Source organism: Lentilactobacillus sunkii DSM 19904, from assembly GCF_001435575.1.
GTDB lineage: Bacteria > Bacillota > Bacilli > Lactobacillales > Lactobacillaceae > Lentilactobacillus > Lentilactobacillus sunkii.
Genome location: NZ_AZEA01000001.1, coordinates 121043 through 141285, shown reverse-complemented (window position 1 = coordinate 141285; position 20243 = coordinate 121043). Strand labels below are relative to the sequence as shown.

Genomic DNA, 20243 nt, shown 5'->3' with positions numbered 1-20243 from the left:
ATTAAATGGAAAAAGTAAGTGACTTTGTCAAAAAATTGATGCAGGATCGTCAGTTTAAAGGCGGTAATGTCAGCGAAGGGTTTAAAAAGATTATCAATCAAATCAAAAATGATCCTGAAATTGCTCAATTTCTCAGTGATCATCGAGATGAACTTGCAGATGATGCGGTTGACCGATCCGCTTCAAAGCTTTACGAATATATGAACGTCAAGAATCAGATCAAAGAGAAAAAACGTTCATTTGCTCCCGGATACCTTCCGCAATTAGTCATTAATGACCATCTGATTGATATCTCGTATACTGCTTCTCCTGAAGTCATTGAAAAGCAGCGTAACCAATCCTTGGCACGGAGGATCAGAACGGTCTCGATGCCAAAGGATATTAAGAATGCCAGAATTGCCGAGTTCGAAGGAGCAGATCCCAGTAATCCGGATCCAGCCAGGTTCACAGCGTTGTCAATGGCTTTAAATTTTATTGATCAAATGAAGGCTGATCCTAAAACATTCCATCCGGGATTGTACATATATGGCCCATTTGGGGTCGGGAAAACGTATTTAACCGGTGCGATTGCCAATGAACTCGCAGATAATAATATTCAAACAACGATGGTTCATTTTCCAAGTTTTGCCGTCGAGATGAAGTCGGCAATTACCGATAACACGGTGACTGAAAAAATCGATGTGATCAAAAAATCACCGGTTTTAATGATTGATGATATTGGAGCCGATTCAATGTCATCATGGGTTCGTGATGAAGTTTTGGGAGTTATCTTGGAATATCGGATGCAACAGCAATTACCAACGTTCTTTACATCCAATTTCTCGATGAAACAACTTGAACAGGAACATCTGCGGATTAACCAGAAAGGTGACGATGAACCGTTGAAAGCAAAACGGCTGATGCAGCGAATTAAATTCCTGTCTCGTGAGGTTGAAATGACTGGAAAGAACCGGCGGCCCGTTTAATTTGCAAAATTGATTGACTTTTTTCAAAGTCAACTCTATACTAAATGTCAATGAATCAAAGAGACATGACAATTACTTCTCATCACAGGGAGAACGGTTCTAGCCTGCAAGACCGTTTGTTTAGAAATTAATTGTTACCACTCTTTGAGAATGGATTGCGGATAATGCTTTCCCGGTCGGTACCGTTAGCAGCCACTTGAGAGCTTTTTGGATATTTGTATCCAAAAATCCAATTTGGGTGGAACCGCGCTAATTGCGTCCCTGATATACTTTATTAGTATATCAGGGACTTTTTTTGTGGCTCCAATTAAAATATAAAGGGAGTAAGAGATATGTCACAACTTTCATTTGAATTTCCAGATGGTAGTGTTAAGCAGTTTGATGATGGCGTTACTTCAGAAGATATTGCCAAGTCAATTGCCGTAAGTTTAGGTAAAAAAGCCGTTGCAGCAAAATTGGACGGTAAGCTTGTCAATAACGATGAGCCTTTACACAAGGGTGGTAAGATTGAAATTATCACTTCAGACAGTACTGATGGTTTGAGTGTTTTACGAGCTACTGCAGCTCAAATTTTAAAGATGGCAATTGCCAACGGTTTTGACAATATTCATTTTGGCGAAAGTGATGCCGATGAGGATGGATTCTTTGTTGATACCGACAAACCGGATACCCAAATCAGTGTTGATCAGTTGGAAAGCTTAAGCCAGTCCATGCACAAGATTATTAAACAGGATTTACCTATCAAGGTTGTATTTCTGAGTGCTGCTGACGCTGCCAAGGCTGCCGGCGATGATCCATACCAAACCGAATTAGTTAAAGAAAACGAAGTTGACGGTAAAGTTAAATTCTTCGAAATTGGCGACTTTAAGTCAATTGCCGAAGGTGCTGTATTACCTTCAACCGGAAAAGTTAAAATCTTCAAGTTACTCTCAGTTGCCGGTGCATACTGGCAGGGTAAGTCATCCAACCCAATGCTGCAACGGATTTACGCAACAGCATTTAACAAACAAAAGGAATTGGATGCCGATCTTGAAAAGCGTAAAGAAGCCCATGAACGTGATCACCGGGTTATTGGTAACGAACTTGATCTGTTCTTCGTTGACCCTAAAGTAGGTGCCGGACTCCCATACTGGATGCCAAATGGTGCCACAATCAGAAGAACTATCGAACGTTATATCGTCGACAAGGAAGTCGACAACGGTTACCAACACGTTTACACACCAGTGCTTGCCAACCTTGACCTTTATAAACAATCTGGTCACTGGGCACATTATCGTGAAGATATGTTCCCACCAATGGACATGGGTGATGGCGAAATGCTTGAACTGCGTCCTATGAACTGCCCAAGCCATATTCAAATTTATAACCACCATATCCGTTCATATCGTGAACTTCCACTTAGAATCGCTGAACTTGGGATGATGCACCGTTACGAAAAATCAGGTGCCTTATCAGGACTTCAACGAGTTCGTGAAATGACTTTGAACGATGGTCACACATTTGTTGCGCTTGACCAAATCCAAGAAGAATTTAAGAACATTTTGAACCTCATGGTTGACGTTTATCACGATTTTGACATCAACGATTATACGTTCCGTTTGAGTTATCGTGATCCAAAGAACACTGAAAAGTACTTTGATGACGACGAGATGTGGACAAAGGCTCAAACCATGCTCAAGGGTGCCATGGACGAAATGGGATTGAAGTACACCGAAGCAGAAGGTGAAGCTGCATTCTACGGTCCAAAGCTTGATGTTCAAACTAAGACCGCACTTGGTAACGAAGAAACATTGTCAACCATCCAACTTGACTTCATGTTGCCTGAAAGATTTGATCTTCATTATATTGGTGAAGATGGTAAGCAACACCGTCCAGTTATGATTCACCGTGGCTTGGTTTCAACCATGGAGCGATTTGTTGCCTACCTGACTGAAATTTATAAGGGTGCATTCCCAACTTGGCTGGCTCCACACCAAGTTAAGATTATCCCTGTCAGCCAAGATAAACATCTTGACTATGCTAAGAAGATCAACGAACAGCTTCGTGCATTGAAGATCCGTTCATCAGTTGATACCCGTGCAGAAAAGATGGGTTATCTGATTCGTGATGCTCAGACCCACAAGATTCCATATACGTTGGTTGTTGGTGATGAAGAAGTCAGTGGCAACAGTGTTTCAGTACGTAAATATGGTGAAAAGGATACACAGTCAGAGTCTGTTCCAGACTTTATCGATGAAGTATCCAAAGATATTGCTTCATATTCACGCGAAGATTAGGATTGATTACAGCAGATCACTTATCAACCGGGTGAATTGTTCACCATTGACATATAAGTGATTAGATGATATTATTTAATAGTTGTTCAAATGAAAGCAGGAGCTACCCGCTTCTCGCCTGAGTAAATTTCTAAGTTTGCTGGGCATGATATCGAGTAAGAACTTGGTTATCCAAGGTCTTTAATTGAGAGCGGGCGCAATTCTGTGCCCGCTCTCTTTCTGCTTTTTCAAATTATTCGGAGGTGAAGTACCATAGCAAAAGATATGATGGTTAATGATGGAATCCGTGCTCGTGAGGTTCGTTTGATTGGTGCTAATGGTGATCAACTTGGTGTTAAGACTAAGTCAGAAGCGCTTCAGTTAGCTGAAGACGCTGATTTGGATCTTGTCCTGGTTGCACCGAAAGCCAAACCACCAGTTGCAAAGATTCTTGATTATGGGAAGTATCGTTTCGAGGAACAGAAAAAGGAACGTGAATCCCGTAAGAAGCAAAAAGTCATCAGTGTCAAGGAAGTCCGACTAAGCCCAACAATTGATGTGAACGATTTTAACACCAAGTTGAAGAATGCCAAGAAGTTTTTGGCAAAGGGCGAAAAAGTTCGTGTATCAATTCGATTTAAAGGACGTGCCATTACCCATAAGGATATTGGCCGAAAAGTTCTCGACCGGATGGCTGCTGAAACGGCTGATGTTGCTGCCGTTACTCAACGACCAAAGATGGACGGAAGAAGCATGTTCTTAATGCTTTCTCCAAAAGACCAAGATCAAAAATAATAGTTGTTAAATACTTGAGGAGGATTTTTACCAATGCCTAAACAAAAAACTAACCGTGCTGCAGCAAAACGTTTTAAGAGAACTGCCAACGGTGGATTTAAGAGTGCCAATGCTTACACAAGTCACCGTTTCCACGGTAAGACAAAGAAGCAACGCCGCCAACTTCGTGGTACTAGTATGATGGACAAAACTAACATCAAGACTTACAGAAAGTTATTGCCACATCTATAAAATCAACTATACATTCATTATTACTTTTTTAAAATATAGGAGGAATTCAAAATGCCACGAGTAAAAGGTGGAACAGTCACACATGCACGTCGTAAGCGTGTTTTAAAATTAGCTAAGGGTTACCGCGGTGGAAAGTCTCGTTTATTCAAGACTGCCAAAGACCAAGTCATGAAGTCACAAGTTTATGCATTCCGTGACCGTCGTAACAACAAGGGTAACTTCCGTAAGATCTGGATCGCGCGTATTAACGCTGCTGCACGTCTTAACGACCTCAGCTACAGCCAATTTATGCACGGTTTGAAGCTTGCCAATATTGACATGAACCGTAAAATGCTTGCTGATTTAGCTGTTAATGATGCAGATGCTTTCAAAGCACTTACAGACGAAGCTAAAAAGGTACTTAAGTAATTTTGATGTGCTAAAATGACTTTCACCGATAGTTTGGTGGAAGTTTTTTTAAATAAATTTACTATATTTAAGGAGCGACATATGTTGTCTCGATTTAAACCGACATGGATGATCGGAGATATTTACACGATTTCCCCTCAATTCTTGTTGGATCATAATATCAACTGTGTTCTAACCGATTTAGATAATACGTTGGTGCCCTGGAATTCTAAAAAAGGTTCCGAGGCATTGCGCAACTGGTTATCAGAAAATAAAAAATATGGCATTAAGGTTATTGTTGTTTCTAATAACAGCCACAAGCGGATTCAGAAGGCTGTGCAGAATTATGAACTGCCTTTCATTCCTCGTGCTATGAAGCCGTTAACGATTGGTATTCGACTTGCGTTAAAGAAATTTAATTTGAAAAAGCGAAATACCGTTATGATCGGCGATCAATTGATGACTGATGTTGTCGCTGCCAACAGCTGTGGTGTGCGAAGCATCCTTGTGAGGCCACTTGTACGTGATGATGCTTGGAATACGACAATCAACCGTTACTTTGAAAAAATTGTATGGAATAAACTATCTAAAAAATATCCGGATTTACATTGGAAATAGGAGGAATTATGGCAAATAATGAAGTTATTGTTGACGGTGAAGTCGTTCATTGTGTGGGTTGTGGTGCAGCAGTTCAAACGACTGACAAGGATGCACTGGGATACACACCAGAATCTGCTTTGAAAAAGGGCTTGGAAAATGGTGAAGTATACTGCCAACGTTGTTTCAGACTTCGACACTATAACGAAATTGCCCCCGTCAGTTTGTCAGATGATGACTTCTTAAAGCTGTTAACGAGCATTTCTGATACCGACTCACTGATTGTATATGTTGTCGACATATTTGATGTCAACGGCAGCATGATCCCCGGACTACACCGATTTGTCGGCAATAATCCGGTTTTATTGGTCGGAAATAAATTGGATGTATTACCAAAAGCTTTGAAGAAGAATAAGGTGAAGGATTGGCTGCGTCAGCAAGCCAACGCTGCAGGAATTCGACCAATTGGCGTAGAGCTGATTTCCGCAAAAACAAACTTCGATATTGATCATTTATTGGATCAGATTGAGAAGTATCGGAAGGGCAAAGACGTGTACGTTGTTGGGGTTACCAATGTGGGTAAGTCCACTCTGATTAACTCAATTGTCCGCCAGTCAACGGGTATTAAAGAATTAATCACAACCTCAAGATTCCCTGGGACGACTTTGGACAGAATCGATATTCCATTGAAAGATGGCCATAATTTAGTCGACACACCAGGAATCATTCAGCCTGAACAAATGGCTCACCACCTAACAGGTAAAGAATTGAATCTTGTCACCCCACAGAAAACGATTAAGCCTAAGGGATATCAATTAAACCCTGGCCAAACGCTGTTCTTTGCTGGAGTTGGGCGTTTTGACTACAACGCTGGTGATAAACGTCACGGCTTTACGGTTTATGCAGAAAATAATTTATTCATCCACAGAACCAAGTTGGAAAATGCTGATGAATTTTATGCGAGTCATGTTGGTTCATTTCTAACACCTCCAACCGAAGATCAAAAAGATGCCTTTCCACCTTTGGAGCCACATGAATTCAGGTCAACTGAAAAAAGTGATCTGGTCATTGAAGGGCTTGGATGGGTGACAATTCCTGCTGACGTTTCGGTGACTGGTTGGGCGCCCAAGGGCGTTTCTGTATTGATTCGTCCCGCAATGATATAGAATAAAGAGGTATTTATGAAATTAACAGGGAAACAGAAGCGTTTTTTAAGAGCTAATGCTAATCGGATGCGGCCAATATTTGAAGTTGGAAAAAATGGTCTTTCTTCAATTTGGCTGGATGAGATTCAAAAAGCACTTGATACCAGAGAACTTATCAAGATCAATGTCCTTCAGAATTCTACTGCTACGGTAGATGATATTATGGAATATATTGAGACAAAGAGTGACGTCACTGTTGTTCAAACAATTGGTAAGACGCTGGTATTGTTCAAACCATCAAAAAATGCAAATAATCAAAAATTATCCACTGAAGTTTTTGCAATCTAGAGGTAATTTGGTATGTCGAATGTCATGAATCATGTTGAAACATTAATGCAAACGAAAACGATCCAGCATAAGCCGGGGAAACGAATTGGCATTCTTGGTGGAACATTCAACCCAATTCACAATGGTCATTTGATCATTGCAGAGCAGGTGTTGGACCAATTGGGACTGGATAAGGTCTGCTTTATGCCGGATGCCAACCCACCCCATGTCGATAAAAAATTTGCGATTGATGCCAAGGACCGGGTAGCGATGATCAGTGGATCCATTCGCGACAATCCTAAATTTGCGATTGAGATGACAGAAATCATTCGTGGGGGTGTCAGTTATTCCTACGACACTATGAAACAGTTGACTCAACAACATCCTGAAAACCACTATTATTTTATAATTGGTGGTGATATGGTCAATTACCTGCATAAATGGTATCGCATCGATGACTTGGTCGAAATGGTTTCATTTGTCGGTGTTAAGCGCGATGGTTACACCCCAGTATCAAAGTATCCAGTTATCTGGGTTGATGTGCCATATATCGATATTTCATCATCTCTGATTCGTTCCAAGATTCGGCAGCATCAATCGATTAAATATCTGGTGCCATCGTCTGTAGAACGTTATATAAAGGAGAACCATCTTTATGAAAAGTGATCAATTAACATATGAAGGTCATTTTGTCCCGTATTCTCGCCCCGAGTTAGTGGCTAAGCTGCGTGATGCTTTGACCGATAGTCGTTTTCAACATTGTTTGCGGGTTGAGCAGACTGCGATGAATTTAGCTGAGCGAAACGGCGTCAACGTCGAAAAAGCTGCAATTGGCGGCTTGGTTCATGATTATGCCAAGCAGCGGCCGGACGAAGATTTCATCGAAGCAATTAAGGAATACCATATGGATCCCGAATTGCTCAATTATGGGAACGCAATCTGGCATGGGGTAGTTGGTTGGATTTTCGTTAAAAATGAGCTGCAGATCACTGATATTGATATCTTAAACGCCGTGAGATACCATACGGTTGGCCATCAGTATATGACCCCGTTGGAACAAATTGTTTACATGGCTGATTATATTGAACCAGGCAGGGATTTTCCAGGAGTTGATGATGCCAGGAAAATTACGATGAATAATTTGAAAGATGGGGTGGCATACCAGACCAAGCAAACCTTGGGTTATCTGGTAGGTCATGACAAACCTGTTTTTCCACAAACCATTGTCACTTATAATAGTTGGGTACCAGGTTCGGGATTAGATTAAGGAGTAAATATGAATAGTAAAGAAATTTCAGAAATTGTTGTGCGTGCTGCAGACAGCAAGCGTGCCAACGACATTGTTGTTCTTGATATGCAAAAGGTTAGTCTGATGGCAGATTATTTTGTCATTGCCGATGCAAATTCAAGTCGTCAGGTTAAAGCAATCGCCGATGAAATTGTCGACCAGGTTGAAGCAGGCGACGTCAATGTGTATAGTGTTTCAGGTAAAGATACCGCCCGTTGGATTTTGATTGATCTTGGGGATGTTGTTGTCCATATTTTCCAGAAAGAAGTTCGTGACTTCTACAATTTGGAAAAGCTTTGGTCAGATGCACCAATCGTTAATACCGATTCGTGGGTGGAGGCTTAATGATATATACTGAATTCGCCAAATTTTATGATGATTTATTTGATGCAACTCTATATGAACGTTGGGCAGCTTATGTTGTCCGTCAAGCAAGAATTACCGGCAAAGAAAATAATGAGTTGAAAATATTAGATCTTGCTTGTGGAACTGGCCGATTGGCGATTAAATTAGCTCAAATGGGCTTTCAGGTTACGGGAGCAGATTTGTCTGAGGACATGCTGACGATTGCGGAGCAGAGATCTCGCGAACCAAACGTTGAGGTGCCTTTTATTCAAACGGACATGCGGTCGATGGATGGGTTGGATCAATATGACATAATTACCTGTTTTGATGACTCCCTGAACTATCTCGTTGATCAGACTGATTTACAGGCGACATTTAAAGCTGTTAATGCTCACTTAAATTCACGAGGGCAGTTCATGCTTGATATGATTACCCCTTATCAGGTTACCGAAGTATATCCGGGTTATATGTACAATTATCGTAGTGAAGACGCAGCGTTTATGTGGACGAGTTATGAAGGTGATTTCGCACCAATGGCCGTCGAACATGAATTAAACTTCTTCCAATATAATGAAGATAAGGATGCCTATGACGCATATAATGAAATTCATCGTGAGCGGGCATATGAGCATGAAGAGATTGATAAGATGTTAGACCAGGCCGGATTTTCCGGCACGACACCAAGAACCGATTTTGGTGAAAAACCATTTACTGATGAAACCAAACGGTGGTTCTTCAGTACTCATAAGAATTAAGGAAGTTGAGAAACATGCTCCAGGCAGTCGGGATCGTTTCAGAATACAACCCATTTCATAATGGGCATTTGTATATGTTGAATCAAGCCAAAAAGGAGACCAGCGCTGATGTCAGTGTTGCAATTATGAGTGGCAATTGGCTCCAGCGTGGGGAACCTGCAGCATTTGACAAGTGGCAGCGAACCAGATCAGCGTTGCTTAATGGCGTTGATCTGGTCGTTGAGCTGCCACTTTTTAGTGCTGTCCAGCCATCTCATTTGTTCTCAAAAGGTGCTGTTGACCTGGCAATTCAAATGAGATGTAAATGGTTGGCATTTGGCGCCGAGCATCCTGATATGAATTACCAACGATTGATTGATAATCAGCCTGAAGATAAGAACAGTTTTAAACGGTTTGATAAGCCTTATGCTTCGATTTTTCAAGACTATCTATTCTCTAAAACCGGTATTCGCTTAAACCAACCCAATGATGTTTTAGGATTTGGTTATGCTAATGCCAACTTTGACGCAGGGTCGCCATTGGACTTGGTTCCGTTGCAACGGATGGGCAGTGAGCACGATGATACTCAAATTGAGCTCAGTGCGTCCATTGCCAGTGCCACGGCTATTCGAAAGGCCATCAAGGATCATCAAGAGTCCAGTATTCAAAAAGTGGCTCCCAGGCCAACGTTGGACATGATTCGCAACAATCAGATGATGGACTGGAGTGACTTTTGGCCATTCCTCAGATTTGAATTGGTGGAAAATCCAGTTGACAAGCTTCATGAAATATATCAAATGACTGAAGGAATCGAGTATCGGCTGAAGCGGGCTGCCATCAAGGCTAATAATTTTAAAGAATTTTTACATTTGGTCAAGACCAAACGATATACCTATACGCGGATTCAGCGTCTTTGTGTTTATGTGTTGCTGCATGCTGCAGCTCGTGATATGCTTCTGACAGGCGGGTATATCCGCTTATTGGGGTTTAATTCAACAGGTCAGAAATACCTCAACCAGATCAAAGGTGAACTCGAATGGCCGCTGATTACAAAAATTAATGATGATGTTGTTGCCGACTTTATTCAAATGGACTTTCGTGGGGGAATGCTGACACAGATGATTACTGGCGCATCTCAAGATTTTTATCGCCATCCTATAATCATTGAATAATCAGTAAACTCCTATCAAGGAAAACACCTTGACAAGGCTATTTGTTGCCGGTATAATAAGTTTTGTTGCATTGGAGGAATTATATTGAAATGGTACTTCAGAGACTTGCAAAAGTACTCAGATACTGATCCTTTCACATTCAATGAGAAGCTTTCCATTAAAGCCGATTTGCTGGATCGATACGCCGATGAGGTGATTGATGCATCCGACTTTAACATTGAAGGAACTGCATTTGCTGATCAAGGTGACGTGATTATTGATAGTCACATCGTTGGAAAGCTTGTGGTCCCTTCGTCACGTTCGTTGACGCCTGTCGACTTGCCATTAGATTTCAAGGTTGAGGAATTCTATGTTCCTTCCAAGGCTGCGGAATCAAGATATGGCAAAGATGACGTTGTCTTTGTTTTAGGTGAAGACGATATGGTGGATATGCAGAGTGCCGTTGTTGATAATGTTATTTTGCACATTCCTATGCACGTCTTGTCTCCTGATGAAATTGCTGGGCAAAAGATGCCAAGTGGAAACGACTGGGATGTTATGACAGTCGATGACTACAGCAAGCAGAAGGCAGAATTAAAAACTGTTGATCCACGTCTGGCAGAATTGAAGAACTTTTTTAAGAATCGCGATTCAAAATAGCTGGACTTAAAATTTCACTAGTGGATATTTTATTTTTACGAGGAGGGAAAAAGAATGGCTACACCAGCACGTAGAACTTCTAAAGCTAAAAAGCGCATGCGTCGCGGTCACATCAAGTTGACGACTCCTAATTTGAGCCTCGACCCAAAGACCGGTGAATACACCATGCCACATCACGTTTCACCATCAGGCTTTTACAAAGGCCGTAAAGTTATCAAAGATAACAAGTAATTAATAACCAATTTAGAACGCCATGGATTCTAAATTGGTTTTTTTGTACACTTTTTTAGTATCAAAAAGGGCTCATACGAAAATTTATTTCGTATGAGCCCTTAGTTTTTATATTAAGAATTACTTGGTGAAATCAACAACCATCCGGCCAACGATATTGTTAGCTTTCATTTCATCGATAATGTCGTTTACTTCGTCAAGACGGCGAGTTTGAACGATAGGCTTAACTTTACCTTCAGCACCAAATTGGAAGGTTTCAGCAAGATCTTGTCGGGTACCAACAAGGGAACCGGCAACTTGAATGCCATCTAGAACAGTCTTGTCGATGTTCAATGCCATATCACCCTTTGGAAGGGCAACGGCAACCAATTTACCATCTGGACGTAAAGCATTAACTGAAGTGGTGAATGCATCTGTTGTAACGGCAGTGATTTGTGCGTTATGAACACCGCCAACTTTCTTTTGGATTTGGTCGGCAACATCTGGGTCATGACGATTGATTGTAATTTCTGCACCGTTATCTCGGGCAGCTTGCAGCTTTTGCTCATTACCATCAACGGCAACAACATGAGCACCAAAAACGTTATGAGCATACTGAACGGCAAGGTTACCCAAACCACCACAGCCGACAACTTCAACCCACTGACCTGGACGAGTTTCACCAACTTTAAGGGCTTTGTACATCGTTACACCGGCACAAGTTAATGAAGTGGCTTCAACTGGATCAAGGCCTTCAGGAACTTTAACGGCATAGTCTGCAGGAACAATAACTTCTTCAGCCATTGCGCCGTCGACGGTGTATCCAGAATTTTGAACGTTGCGGCAAAGAGTTTCACGACCAGTGATGCAATACTCACAATGGCCACAGCCTTTGAAGAACCAGGCGATTGATACTCGATCACCAATCTTTAAATTAGTGACGTCATCTGCAACTTGGATAACTTTACCAACACCTTCATGACCAATAATTCGGCCAGGAACCTTACCAAAGTCTCCTTCGGCAACGTGAAGATCCGTGTGACATAATCCACAATATTCAACTTTAACTAAAGCTTCACCTTGGTGGATTGGGCGAAGAGTAACATCTTTAATATCGACATATCCATCGACTGGATCTCTAACAACAGCAGCTTTCATAGGTTTAATCATCCTTTTTGTAATATATTTTCAAACAAGCTTATTATAAACAGGAAAGGCGGCGTTGGCAAGTGAAAATCTACACAAATGTTCAAAACTTGAAAATAATTTCCAATTGTTTACTACTTTTATAAGTTTTGGCAAAGTAAAACCCTTAAACTCTCATAATTATGGTAAAATGAGAGTTATGTTAAAAGGTTTCTACGTTACTAATAAACAAATTAAGATATTTTATAGGAGAGCTGATCATTTATGAGTCGAATTTTGATTATTGAAGACGAAAAGAATTTAGCCCGATTCGTTGAATTGGAATTAAAGCACGAAGGTTACGATACCCAGGTTGAACTCAATGGCCGAACTGGTTTGCAGGCAGCATTGGATGAAAACTTTGATGTTATTTTACTTGATTTAATGCTGCCAGAGCTTAATGGAATGGAAGTTGCCCGTCGATTACGTGAAAAGAAAAACACACCAATTATTATGATGACTGCGCGTGATTCTGTGATTGACCGCGTTTCTGGATTTGATCACGGTGCGGATGACTATATCGTTAAGCCATTTGCCATTGAAGAATTATTGGCACGAATTCGGGCATTGCTTCGTCGAATCCAAATTGAAAATGATCAACAAAAGAGCAATAAAAAATCAGTGACATTTAAAGACCTGACTATCGAAAAAGAAAGTCGAATTGTTCGCCGAGGAGACGATGTGATCAATCTCACAAAACGTGAATATGAACTATTACTCACTTTGATGGAGAATGTCGACGTTGTTTTGGCACGGGATGTGCTGCTTACCAAGGTTTGGGGATATGATTCGGAAGTTGAAACCAATGTGGTGGATGTGTATATCCGATACCTGCGAAACAAGATTGATCGCCCAGGCGAGAACAGTTATATTCAAACAGTTAGAGGCACGGGGTACGTGATGCGCTCATGAGCCAACCCAAAACGAAACAAAAGAAACGAAAGACATCGCTAAAATGGAAGTGGGCATTTTTTACGTCCATCGGCGTTTTAGCGATCGTTGTCATTTTTTCGGTTTTAATTTTTAATCGATTTACAAATGTCTTGCTGCAGCAAGAACGGGCACACATTGATAACACACTTAGTACTGTGTCGTCGCGATTGTCCAATTACTCGTCGCCGTTGTCAAAAGGTGATGTGGCTTACTACTTGAAGCCAAAGATAACCAATAGCAATGACCAGGTGACTCAGGCGGATGGCAATGATTTGTATTCCAATTCTCTCATTGTTAACTTTTCCAGAGATAATATTCTGGTTAACGTATACGACGTTAATGGAAAAGAGCTGTTTGAATCACGCAAAGGTGCTGTTAAGTACTACAATTCAAATAAGCGAAAAATATTTACATCCAGACAAGATGGTCGCCAGGTAATGGTTGGGGCTGAACCCCTCATATCAAAGAAAAACGGATCGCTCATTGGTTATGCTCAGGTTACGGATAAGTTGGATAATTATCGAGCAACTGCAAACAAATTACTGGTGATTTTAGTCATTTTGGTCATGATCTCCGTCTTATTGACAATGATTTTTGCCTACATTCTGGCTCAGGAATTGCTTAGGCCAATTAATTCAATTCAAAAGACGATTAATGAAGTTAAAAGTGATCCCGATTCCGATGCCAGAGTTCCGGCTTTTCGATCCAATGATGAACTAACCGATTTGGCGGAACTATTAAACGGTATGTTGGACCAGACTAAGCGGTATATTGATCAACAACAGCAATTTGTTGAAGACGTTTCTCACGAACTAAGAACGCCAGTGGCTGTTATTCAAGGCCACATTGATATGCTCCTGCGATGGGGGAAGGATGATCCCGAAGTTCTGGAGGAATCCTTGAAGGCATCCCTTCAGGAAACAAATCGGATGAAGAGCTTGGTTTCCGAGATGCTTGATTTATCCCGCGCCGAACAAATTGAAATCAATTACGGTGAAGAAATAACCGACGTTAATCAAGTGTTCGAACAGGTGTACAACGATTTCAAAATGATTCATCCTGATTTCACGTTTACTTTTGATGATGACACTCACAACGATGTTTACGTTAAAATTTATCGTAATCATTTGGAACAGGTTCTGGTCATTCTTTTGGACAATGCCATCAAGTATTCAACCAAACGTAAGGAAGTTCATTTGTCTCTCTCTACGTCGTTATCAATGGTCAACATCGCCATTCAAGACTTTGGTGAAGGAATTTCCGAAGCTGATAAGCAAAAGGTCTTCAATAGATTTTACCGTGTTGATAAAGCACGTAGTCGGGACAAAGGTGGTAACGGGCTCGGCCTTTCAATTGCTCACCGGCTGATTGAAGCTTACCACGGTAATATTTGGATTGAGAGCTCTTTGGGATATGGTTCTATCTTTCAAATCAATCTTCCTATCATGCAGAATATGCCGGAGGAAGAACCCGATGACGAGTCTAAAACGCCGGATTCTGAAGATAATTCAGAGCTGCCGGAAGGTATCTTGGATACTTCCAAGGAGAAGCCAAACCAGCAGCCACACGATTCACAAGATGATAACTCTAAAACAAATTAAAAACGCTGAAGGATTATGAGATCAAACAACTCATTTTGTTTCAACGTTTTTTGTGTTTTAATTCAATTTTCCAAGTTCACGCCGAACCTCAGGGGCTTCACTTTTACTGCTGGTGAAGATGATTCGATCGTTCAGTTTCAAAGATGTGCCACCGGATGGACGGATGAAACGTTTATCACGATAGATTTGCGTGATGGTAATTTTGTCAATAAAGGGAATGTTTCGAACCTGGATATCAGCATAGCGGCTGTTCTTGAGTGCAACTTCATAAACACTGGAGTCGGTTGAGGTCATCAGTCTCATTGTGGACGGAGCTTCAATTAACGCACGGAGCATACTGATATTGACGTCAGGAGTGTTATATAGCTCAACACCAAGTTTATTAAGCTCGTCGCGCCGTTCATCGAGGATGTTTCGATCCTCAAATCTGACGATCACTCGTCGTACACCATAATTTTTAGCTATTTTCGCAAGTTCATAATTTTTTTCGGAATTGACCTGTCCCAGTACAACGACATCAGCATCAAAGACGCCATTTTGAATCATAAATTGAGGATCCAGACTGTCTAGAAGGTGGATCCTTGTTTCACTATTAAACGCACGGTAATTATGCTGGTTGTTGGTGTACATGGTTACTTCATACCAACTTTTTGCTAACTGTTGAGCAACTGGAACGGTTGTTAAATTAGTCCCAATGAAGTGAACCGTCGCCTTTTTGAGATCCGCAGCTTCGGAAGAATATAACTTGTTAAAAATCATCGGGCCAAAGATACAGGTAATGACTGCCGACAAAAGAAATGCTCCAGACTGCTGATTGGTGATTCGATGGAGATGTCCGGCAACCTGTAAAACGGCCAGCACAACGGTAATTGTTGTCACAGACATTGCTGTCCCGGCGATTGCATTAGCATTTTTGAAACGCAGCCTTAGTGCAAAAAACAGCAAACTTTTTGCCATGACATAACCAATGAAAATGACGGGAATCATCAGCAGTGTATGGGGGTTACCAATTAACTGTCGCAAGTTTAAATTGACACCGCTCATGATGAAGAAAATGGGAATAAAGAAGCCATAACCGATAGCATCCAACCGAACCTTGGTTTCTTCATGGGGTTCTAATAGTTTGATGACAATTCCTGCTAAAAATGCTCCCAAAATGCCTTCTGCACCAACCGATTCAGCAACAGTAACAAGGGTAACGATCATGAAAAACGATAACCGGATATCCACCTGGGTGGTTGACTTGTTGATTTGATCAAAGAAATGGAAGAATGCTTTAAAACGCCAAAATAATAAAGCAGCAACAACCAAAATGAGTAAGATCAGCCATAAAGACTTTGAATGCGGGCTGTAAGCGGATGCATAGAAAGTCAAGCCTACCATGGGTACTACTTCACCTAAAGCTGCAATTAGCAGAATTGTTTGCCCAAATGGTTTGCTGAGGAGTTCTTTTTCCTTTAATCCCGCGATGACAATGCCAAGTGAAATCGTCATGAACAAAATTGCCGCCAGCCAGATATCTGAAAAGAGATGTGACAGTTTCAAGACAGCAGCCATCACCAGCGACATCGCTACAATCGATGCGTAAGCAATCAACGCAATTTGGAGGACTGAGTGTTTTGGCTGATTGTGGCGGGCCTTTTGCTCAAGAGGTGAGAGTTCCTGCGGCTTCGTTTTGAACAAGCTGAAGTCAATTTCCATTCCGCTCAAGAACAGCAGGAATATGACACCGACGTTTTGGAGAATACTGAGTGTATCGGATGTGGTAATCCAATTAAAAAGTGAGGGGCCAAGGAAAACACCTACAATAATTTCCACCACTGCGGTTGGCAGAAACGTTATTCGAAAACGTGCCATTGCCAATGGGATGACGAGTGCCGCTAATAGGATAATCAGCAGTGATATTTGATTCATAATTGTTCACAGCTCTTTTCTTGAAAAATATACATCAATATCCTACCATTTATCGCAATCTTTTTGGTGTAGTTTTATGTAAATGCAATTTTGGGGTATAAAAAAACACATCTGTTGGGATGTGTTTATGCATTGCTGCTATTTGTGGTGACGCTGTTGTTTACCAGCGTTTCGGGGCTTCCTTGGTTGTGGCTTATCATCCTTGGATGGCACCGATGTAGGTTTTGATTCCTGAACGGGCGTTTTTGCCAGTTTACGGTTGACTTGTTGTTTACCGGTGTTTCGTTGTCGGTTTCGTTCATGAACGCTAGGTCCTGACGACTTTGAATCAGTGGTAGCCGGTGTTGGCTTTGGCATCAAATCTTCAACGGTGACCACTTTTTTACCTTCATTTTCCTTGGCAATACTCTTTCGGATTCTTGGACGATACATATTGATAATTAAGGTCTGCAGACATGCAAACAAACCACCAATGAAGAAGTAGATACCCAAGCCGGCTGGGGCTGTCAAAGTGAACACAAGAATCATGATGGGACTCATCAGCATCATGGCACCCATTTGCTTTTTCTGGGTAGCGGGCGTACCAAGCATCGCAATATAACCTTGCAACAAATATGAAGCAAAAGATAAAACTGCCAGTAACCAGCTTGATTGGCCAAGTCGAATGCCCATGAAGACGGTGTGGGATAGTTCGGGTGAGTACCGGATGGCTGCATACAAGGCGGTAAAAATCGGCATTTGAATTAACAAAGGCAGACATCCGATTCCACCGGTCATTGAAATCCCGTTTTGCTTGTATAGCGCCATCATTGCTTGACTGGCAGCAGTTTGTTCTTCAGGTGTGCTGGCGGCCTTTTGCCGTTTTTGCAATTCAGCCATTTGTGGGCGGATCAACTGCATCTTTTCTTGTTGGATCGTTGAAGCCTTCATTTGGCGAATCATGATTGGCAACAGAACCATCCGCACAATCACTGTTAAGACAATAATTGCCCAACCGTAACTGCCGACAAATTGGGCTATCCATTCCATAATTCCTTGTGCAGGCCGCGCAAGGTAATCATAAACCGCACCATATGGTTTTCCGGACTTGGTTGTTCGGACACAACCACTCAGCAGTAGGGCCAAACTGGTAAGCAGCCCCAGGGTGGTTATATGTTTAATTTTTTTCATTACTAAGACCTTTCTTAAGTTAATACGTAAACAAAATAATCTTACTAGATTATTGACCGCTTTTCAATTTAATATTTCACATTGAACCCTTTATTAACCGTTTTCGATATATAATTGATGTGAAGGCTTTTAACTTTGGCAAATGGTGTCGGTGAATTCTTGATTTTTGCGATGAACCGATCCAAACTTTCGGTTGTTCCACTGGCCACAATTGTGACACTGCCGTCAGGTTCATTTTTGACCCAACCGGAGATGTTCAGTTCTTCTGCAATCTGAATGGTCGACCATCTGAAACCAACACCCTGAACTCGACCAATAGCAGCCATTTTAACGGTTTTATTTTTATCGTTCAAAACATTCACCACCTATTTTTAATAATTAATGAAAGAGAGAAATTGATATGGATATCGAAAAAATAACTTCTAATCAAAACAATCGGGTTAAAGAATGGACCAAGATGCAGACTAAGAAAGGCCGGGTTAAATCCGGTCAATATGTGATTGAAGGCTGGCACATTGTTGATGAAGCCATTCGCCACCGTCAAGCCATTAAACAATTAATGGTCGTTGACGAGAGTTATCTTGGTGACCTGCCCGTCGATGATGACACCGAAGTCTTCTTGATCACGCAAGAAATCGCCAAACACATTTCTTCCACAGAAACACCACAGGGCGTCTTTGCGGTTCTTGATACTGAAGATTACCATGAACAGATTCCGGATGATCTCAAAGGCGGCTGGCTCTTATTGGATAATATTCAGGACCCGGGCAATATTGGCACGATGGTTCGGACCGCAGACGCAGCCGGTTTAAACGGCATTGTCTTTGGTAAAGGATCAGCCGACTTGTATAATCCAAAAGTAGTTCGTTCCATGCAGGGCAGCCAGTTTCATATGAAGTTGTTTACCGGTGACATTTTGGAGTGGATGTCAGCTTTAAAAGATGCCGGCGTTAAGACATATGGAACCGAGCTAAATGATCAGGCCATTTCCTACTATGATATAACACCAACCAAACAATTTGCACTTATTATGGGCAATGAAGGAAATGGTGTTGACCCTAAAATTTTGGAAAAAACCGACCAGAACCTTTATATCCCAATGAACGGTGAAGCAGAATCTTTGAACGTTGCTGTTGCAACTGGGATATTACTTTTCAAGTTTGTTAAATAACGTGCGTTTTCATTGATATTTAGGGCAATACCTAGTATCATGTTGATAAATAAAGACAAAGGGGTATTACATGCAAAAGGATGAATGGAAAAACGATTCTGAGTATCGTGATATAGTTTCTGACCTGATGGCAACTGATATGGTTAAGAAATTGGCTAACTATACTCAACACCATCACTCAACTCGACTTGAACATTCAATTGCTGTTTCTTTTGACAGTTACAAGATTGCCAAAAGAAGGGGCTTAGATTATCGTGCCGTTGCTCGTGCTGGCTTGCTCCATGATTTGTTTTTCTACGATTGGAGAACCACAAAGTTTGACTTGGGCTCTCATGCATTTATTCACCCACGGGTTGCCTTACGAAACGCCGAGCGGATTACCAAATTGACACCAATGGAAAAAGACATTATTTTGAAACACATGTGGGGACTCACACTTGCCCGACCAAAGTATGAAGAAAGTGTCATTGTTTCCTTGGTTGACGATTATGAGGCTGTTCATGAATTTATGAGCCCAATTAAAGGAAAAATCGCAAATATTAAGAAACAGGTTATCAAAACATCTGCAACAAAGTAATTGAAGTTCATATTACGAGAGGGGGATTTTAAATGCGACAAGCAATTGGATTGCAAGATACAATTAACTATTATTTATGCCCAAAGTTCGAGAAGACATTTTCATTTCTTGGGAAGAAATGGAACGGACTGATTATTGATGTCCTCCTTCAAGAAGGTGTTTTACGTTTTCGTGAAATCGCCAGACAAATTCCCAAGTGCAGCGACCGGGTATTGGTTGAACGCTTGAGAGAGCTTGAGGATGACGGAGTTGTTGTTCGAACTGAACATGAAGACTCATCATTGATTGAATATGCTTTGACTGAACAAGGCAAAGAATTAGCACCGATCATGCACGAAATTCATACATGGTCAGAAAAATGGTACCCAAGCGTTAAAAAGTAGCTTGACCATTTTTTTGTTTTAGCTTATTATTCACTAATGTAAAGCGTTTGAGAAAAAAGTAGTAGGTTGATTTCCTATCTGAGAGACTTCGTGGTTGGTGAAAACGAAGTAGGAAATTTTCACGAATTCATTTTTCGAGCAGAAATTGGGAGTTATTAAACAAAAAATTTCCGGGTAATCACCGTTAACGATGTCTTAAGTGTGTTGTTTTTTTGAACA

General features: G+C 41.2%; 24 protein-coding genes and 2 other annotated features (1 of these 26 cut by a window edge). Of the genes, 20 read left to right on the top strand and 4 right to left on the bottom strand.

All coding sequences use genetic code 11. The features are described from left to right. Positions 1–5: 5 nt before the first annotated feature. From dnaI to rpmF, 15 genes are all read left to right on the top strand, one after another. Positions 6–965: a primosomal protein DnaI gene (dnaI, locus tag FD17_RS00710; protein WP_057822746.1), complete on the top strand. Its 960-nt coding sequence runs from the start codon at positions 6–8 to the stop codon at positions 963–965. Positions 966–1297: 332 nt separating this feature from the next. Further along, positions 1298–3241: a threonine--tRNA ligase gene (gene thrS / locus FD17_RS00705; RefSeq protein WP_057822744.1), complete on the top strand. Its 1944-nt coding sequence runs from the start codon at positions 1298–1300 to the stop codon at positions 3239–3241. An 88-nt stretch (positions 3242–3329) separates the two neighbouring features. Further along, positions 3330–3467, top strand: a sequence feature (ribosomal protein L20 leader region). A 38-nt stretch (positions 3468–3505) separates the two neighbouring features. Next, the gene (infC, locus tag FD17_RS00700) at positions 3506–4015 is read left to right on the top strand and encodes a translation initiation factor IF-3 (RefSeq protein WP_057822742.1); all 510 of its coding nucleotides are present in this window, start codon (positions 3506–3508) and stop codon (positions 4013–4015) included. A gap of 33 nt (positions 4016–4048) precedes the next feature. Continuing rightward, a complete protein-coding gene (gene rpmI, locus FD17_RS00695) occupies positions 4049–4246 on the top strand; it encodes a 50S ribosomal protein L35 (RefSeq protein WP_056981245.1) in 198 nt (65 codons plus the stop codon). A 51-nt stretch (positions 4247–4297) separates the two neighbouring features. Continuing rightward, positions 4298–4654, top strand: coding sequence for a 50S ribosomal protein L20 (gene rplT, locus FD17_RS00690; protein ID WP_054768958.1), 357 nt, complete (start codon positions 4298–4300; stop codon positions 4652–4654). Positions 4655–4669: 15 nt separating this feature from the next. After that, positions 4670–5251, top strand: coding sequence for a YqeG family HAD IIIA-type phosphatase (locus tag FD17_RS00685; RefSeq protein WP_331334169.1), 582 nt, complete (start codon positions 4670–4672; stop codon positions 5249–5251). 8 nt (positions 5252–5259) lie between these two features. After that, a complete protein-coding gene (gene yqeH, locus FD17_RS00680) occupies positions 5260–6396 on the top strand; it encodes a ribosome biogenesis GTPase YqeH (protein WP_057822738.1) in 1137 nt (378 codons plus the stop codon). 15 nt (positions 6397–6411) lie between these two features. After that, complete coding sequence (yhbY, locus tag FD17_RS00675) at positions 6412–6723, top strand: ribosome assembly RNA-binding protein YhbY (protein WP_057822736.1); 312 nt, start codon at positions 6412–6414, stop codon at positions 6721–6723. 12 nt (positions 6724–6735) lie between these two features. Beyond that, positions 6736–7368 carry a nicotinate-nucleotide adenylyltransferase gene (locus tag FD17_RS00670; RefSeq protein WP_057822734.1) on the top strand — a complete coding sequence of 211 codons (633 nt, stop codon included), beginning with the start codon at positions 6736–6738 and terminating at the stop codon, positions 7366–7368. Beyond that, positions 7358–7969, top strand: a complete 612-nt coding sequence (yqeK, locus tag FD17_RS00665) for a bis(5'-nucleosyl)-tetraphosphatase (symmetrical) YqeK (protein WP_057822732.1) — start codon at positions 7358–7360, stop codon at positions 7967–7969. The genes FD17_RS00670 and yqeK overlap by 11 nt, the downstream gene beginning before the upstream one ends. 9 nt (positions 7970–7978) lie before the next feature. Next, on the top strand, positions 7979–8335 hold the full coding sequence (gene rsfS / locus FD17_RS00660) for a ribosome silencing factor (protein ID WP_057822730.1): 357 nt from the start codon (positions 7979–7981) through the stop codon (positions 8333–8335). Further along, positions 8335–9090: a class I SAM-dependent DNA methyltransferase gene (locus tag FD17_RS00655; RefSeq protein ID WP_057822728.1), complete on the top strand. Its 756-nt coding sequence runs from the start codon at positions 8335–8337 to the stop codon at positions 9088–9090. Before rsfS ends, FD17_RS00655 begins: the two co-directional genes overlap by 1 nt. Positions 9091–9104: 14 nt before the next feature. Beyond that, positions 9105–10241 carry a nucleotidyltransferase gene (locus tag FD17_RS00650; protein WP_057822726.1) on the top strand — a complete coding sequence of 379 codons (1137 nt, stop codon included), beginning with the start codon at positions 9105–9107 and terminating at the stop codon, positions 10239–10241. Between the two features lie 84 nt (positions 10242–10325). Further along, positions 10326–10880 (top strand): DUF177 domain-containing protein, encoded by a 555-nt coding sequence (locus tag FD17_RS00645; protein ID WP_057822724.1) that lies wholly within the window; start codon positions 10326–10328, stop codon positions 10878–10880. Positions 10881–10934: 54 nt separating this feature from the next. Beyond that, positions 10935–11111 carry a 50S ribosomal protein L32 gene (rpmF, locus tag FD17_RS00640; RefSeq protein ID WP_008856889.1) on the top strand — a complete coding sequence of 59 codons (177 nt, stop codon included), beginning with the start codon at positions 10935–10937 and terminating at the stop codon, positions 11109–11111. A 120-nt stretch (positions 11112–11231) separates the two neighbouring features. On the opposite strand, the gene adhP is transcribed toward rpmF, so the two are convergent. Next, positions 11232–12248: an alcohol dehydrogenase AdhP gene (gene adhP, locus FD17_RS00635; protein ID WP_057822722.1), complete on the bottom strand. Its 1017-nt coding sequence runs from the start codon at positions 12246–12248 to the stop codon at positions 11232–11234. Positions 12249–12500: 252 nt separating this feature from the next. On the opposite strand from adhP, the gene FD17_RS00625 reads away from it, so the two are divergent. After that, positions 12501–13187 carry a response regulator transcription factor gene (locus tag FD17_RS00625; RefSeq protein ID WP_057822718.1) on the top strand — a complete coding sequence of 229 codons (687 nt, stop codon included), beginning with the start codon at positions 12501–12503 and terminating at the stop codon, positions 13185–13187. Then, a complete protein-coding gene (locus tag FD17_RS00620; RefSeq protein ID WP_057822717.1) occupies positions 13184–14809 on the top strand; it encodes a HAMP domain-containing sensor histidine kinase in 1626 nt (541 codons plus the stop codon). Before FD17_RS00625 ends, FD17_RS00620 begins: the two co-directional genes overlap by 4 nt. A 57-nt stretch (positions 14810–14866) precedes the next feature. On the opposite strand, the gene FD17_RS00615 is transcribed toward FD17_RS00620, so the two are convergent. The 3 genes from FD17_RS00615 to FD17_RS00605 all read right to left on the bottom strand — a co-directional run bounded on the left by FD17_RS00615 (position 14867) and on the right by FD17_RS00605 (position 18246). Beyond that, positions 14867–16723, bottom strand: coding sequence for a cation:proton antiporter family protein (locus tag FD17_RS00615; RefSeq protein ID WP_057822714.1), 1857 nt, complete (start codon positions 16721–16723; stop codon positions 14867–14869). 138 nt (positions 16724–16861) lie between these two features. Continuing rightward, a complete protein-coding gene (gene yidC / locus FD17_RS00610; RefSeq protein ID WP_057822712.1) occupies positions 16862–17893 on the bottom strand; it encodes a membrane protein insertase YidC in 1032 nt (343 codons plus the stop codon). Positions 17894–17961: 68 nt separating this feature from the next. Beyond that, entirely contained in the window at positions 17962–18246 is a 285-nt protein-coding gene (locus FD17_RS00605) for an acylphosphatase (RefSeq protein WP_057822710.1), read from the bottom strand. Between the two features lie 47 nt (positions 18247–18293). Between FD17_RS00605 and FD17_RS00600 the strand changes: the two genes are divergently transcribed. The 3 genes from FD17_RS00600 to FD17_RS00590 all read left to right on the top strand — a co-directional run bounded on the left by FD17_RS00600 (position 18294) and on the right by FD17_RS00590 (position 20024). Continuing rightward, entirely contained in the window at positions 18294–19064 is a 771-nt protein-coding gene (locus tag FD17_RS00600) for a TrmH family RNA methyltransferase (RefSeq protein ID WP_057822708.1), read from the top strand. Between the two features lie 70 nt (positions 19065–19134). After that, complete coding sequence (locus tag FD17_RS00595) at positions 19135–19641, top strand: HD domain-containing protein (protein WP_057822706.1); 507 nt, start codon at positions 19135–19137, stop codon at positions 19639–19641. Positions 19642–19673: 32 nt separating this feature from the next. Then, the gene (locus tag FD17_RS00590; RefSeq protein WP_057822704.1) at positions 19674–20024 is read left to right on the top strand and encodes a winged helix-turn-helix transcriptional regulator; all 351 of its coding nucleotides are present in this window, start codon (positions 19674–19676) and stop codon (positions 20022–20024) included. A 37-nt stretch (positions 20025–20061) separates the two neighbouring features. Beyond that, positions 20062–20243: a binding site (T-box leader), on the top strand; it runs 37 nt beyond the window's last position.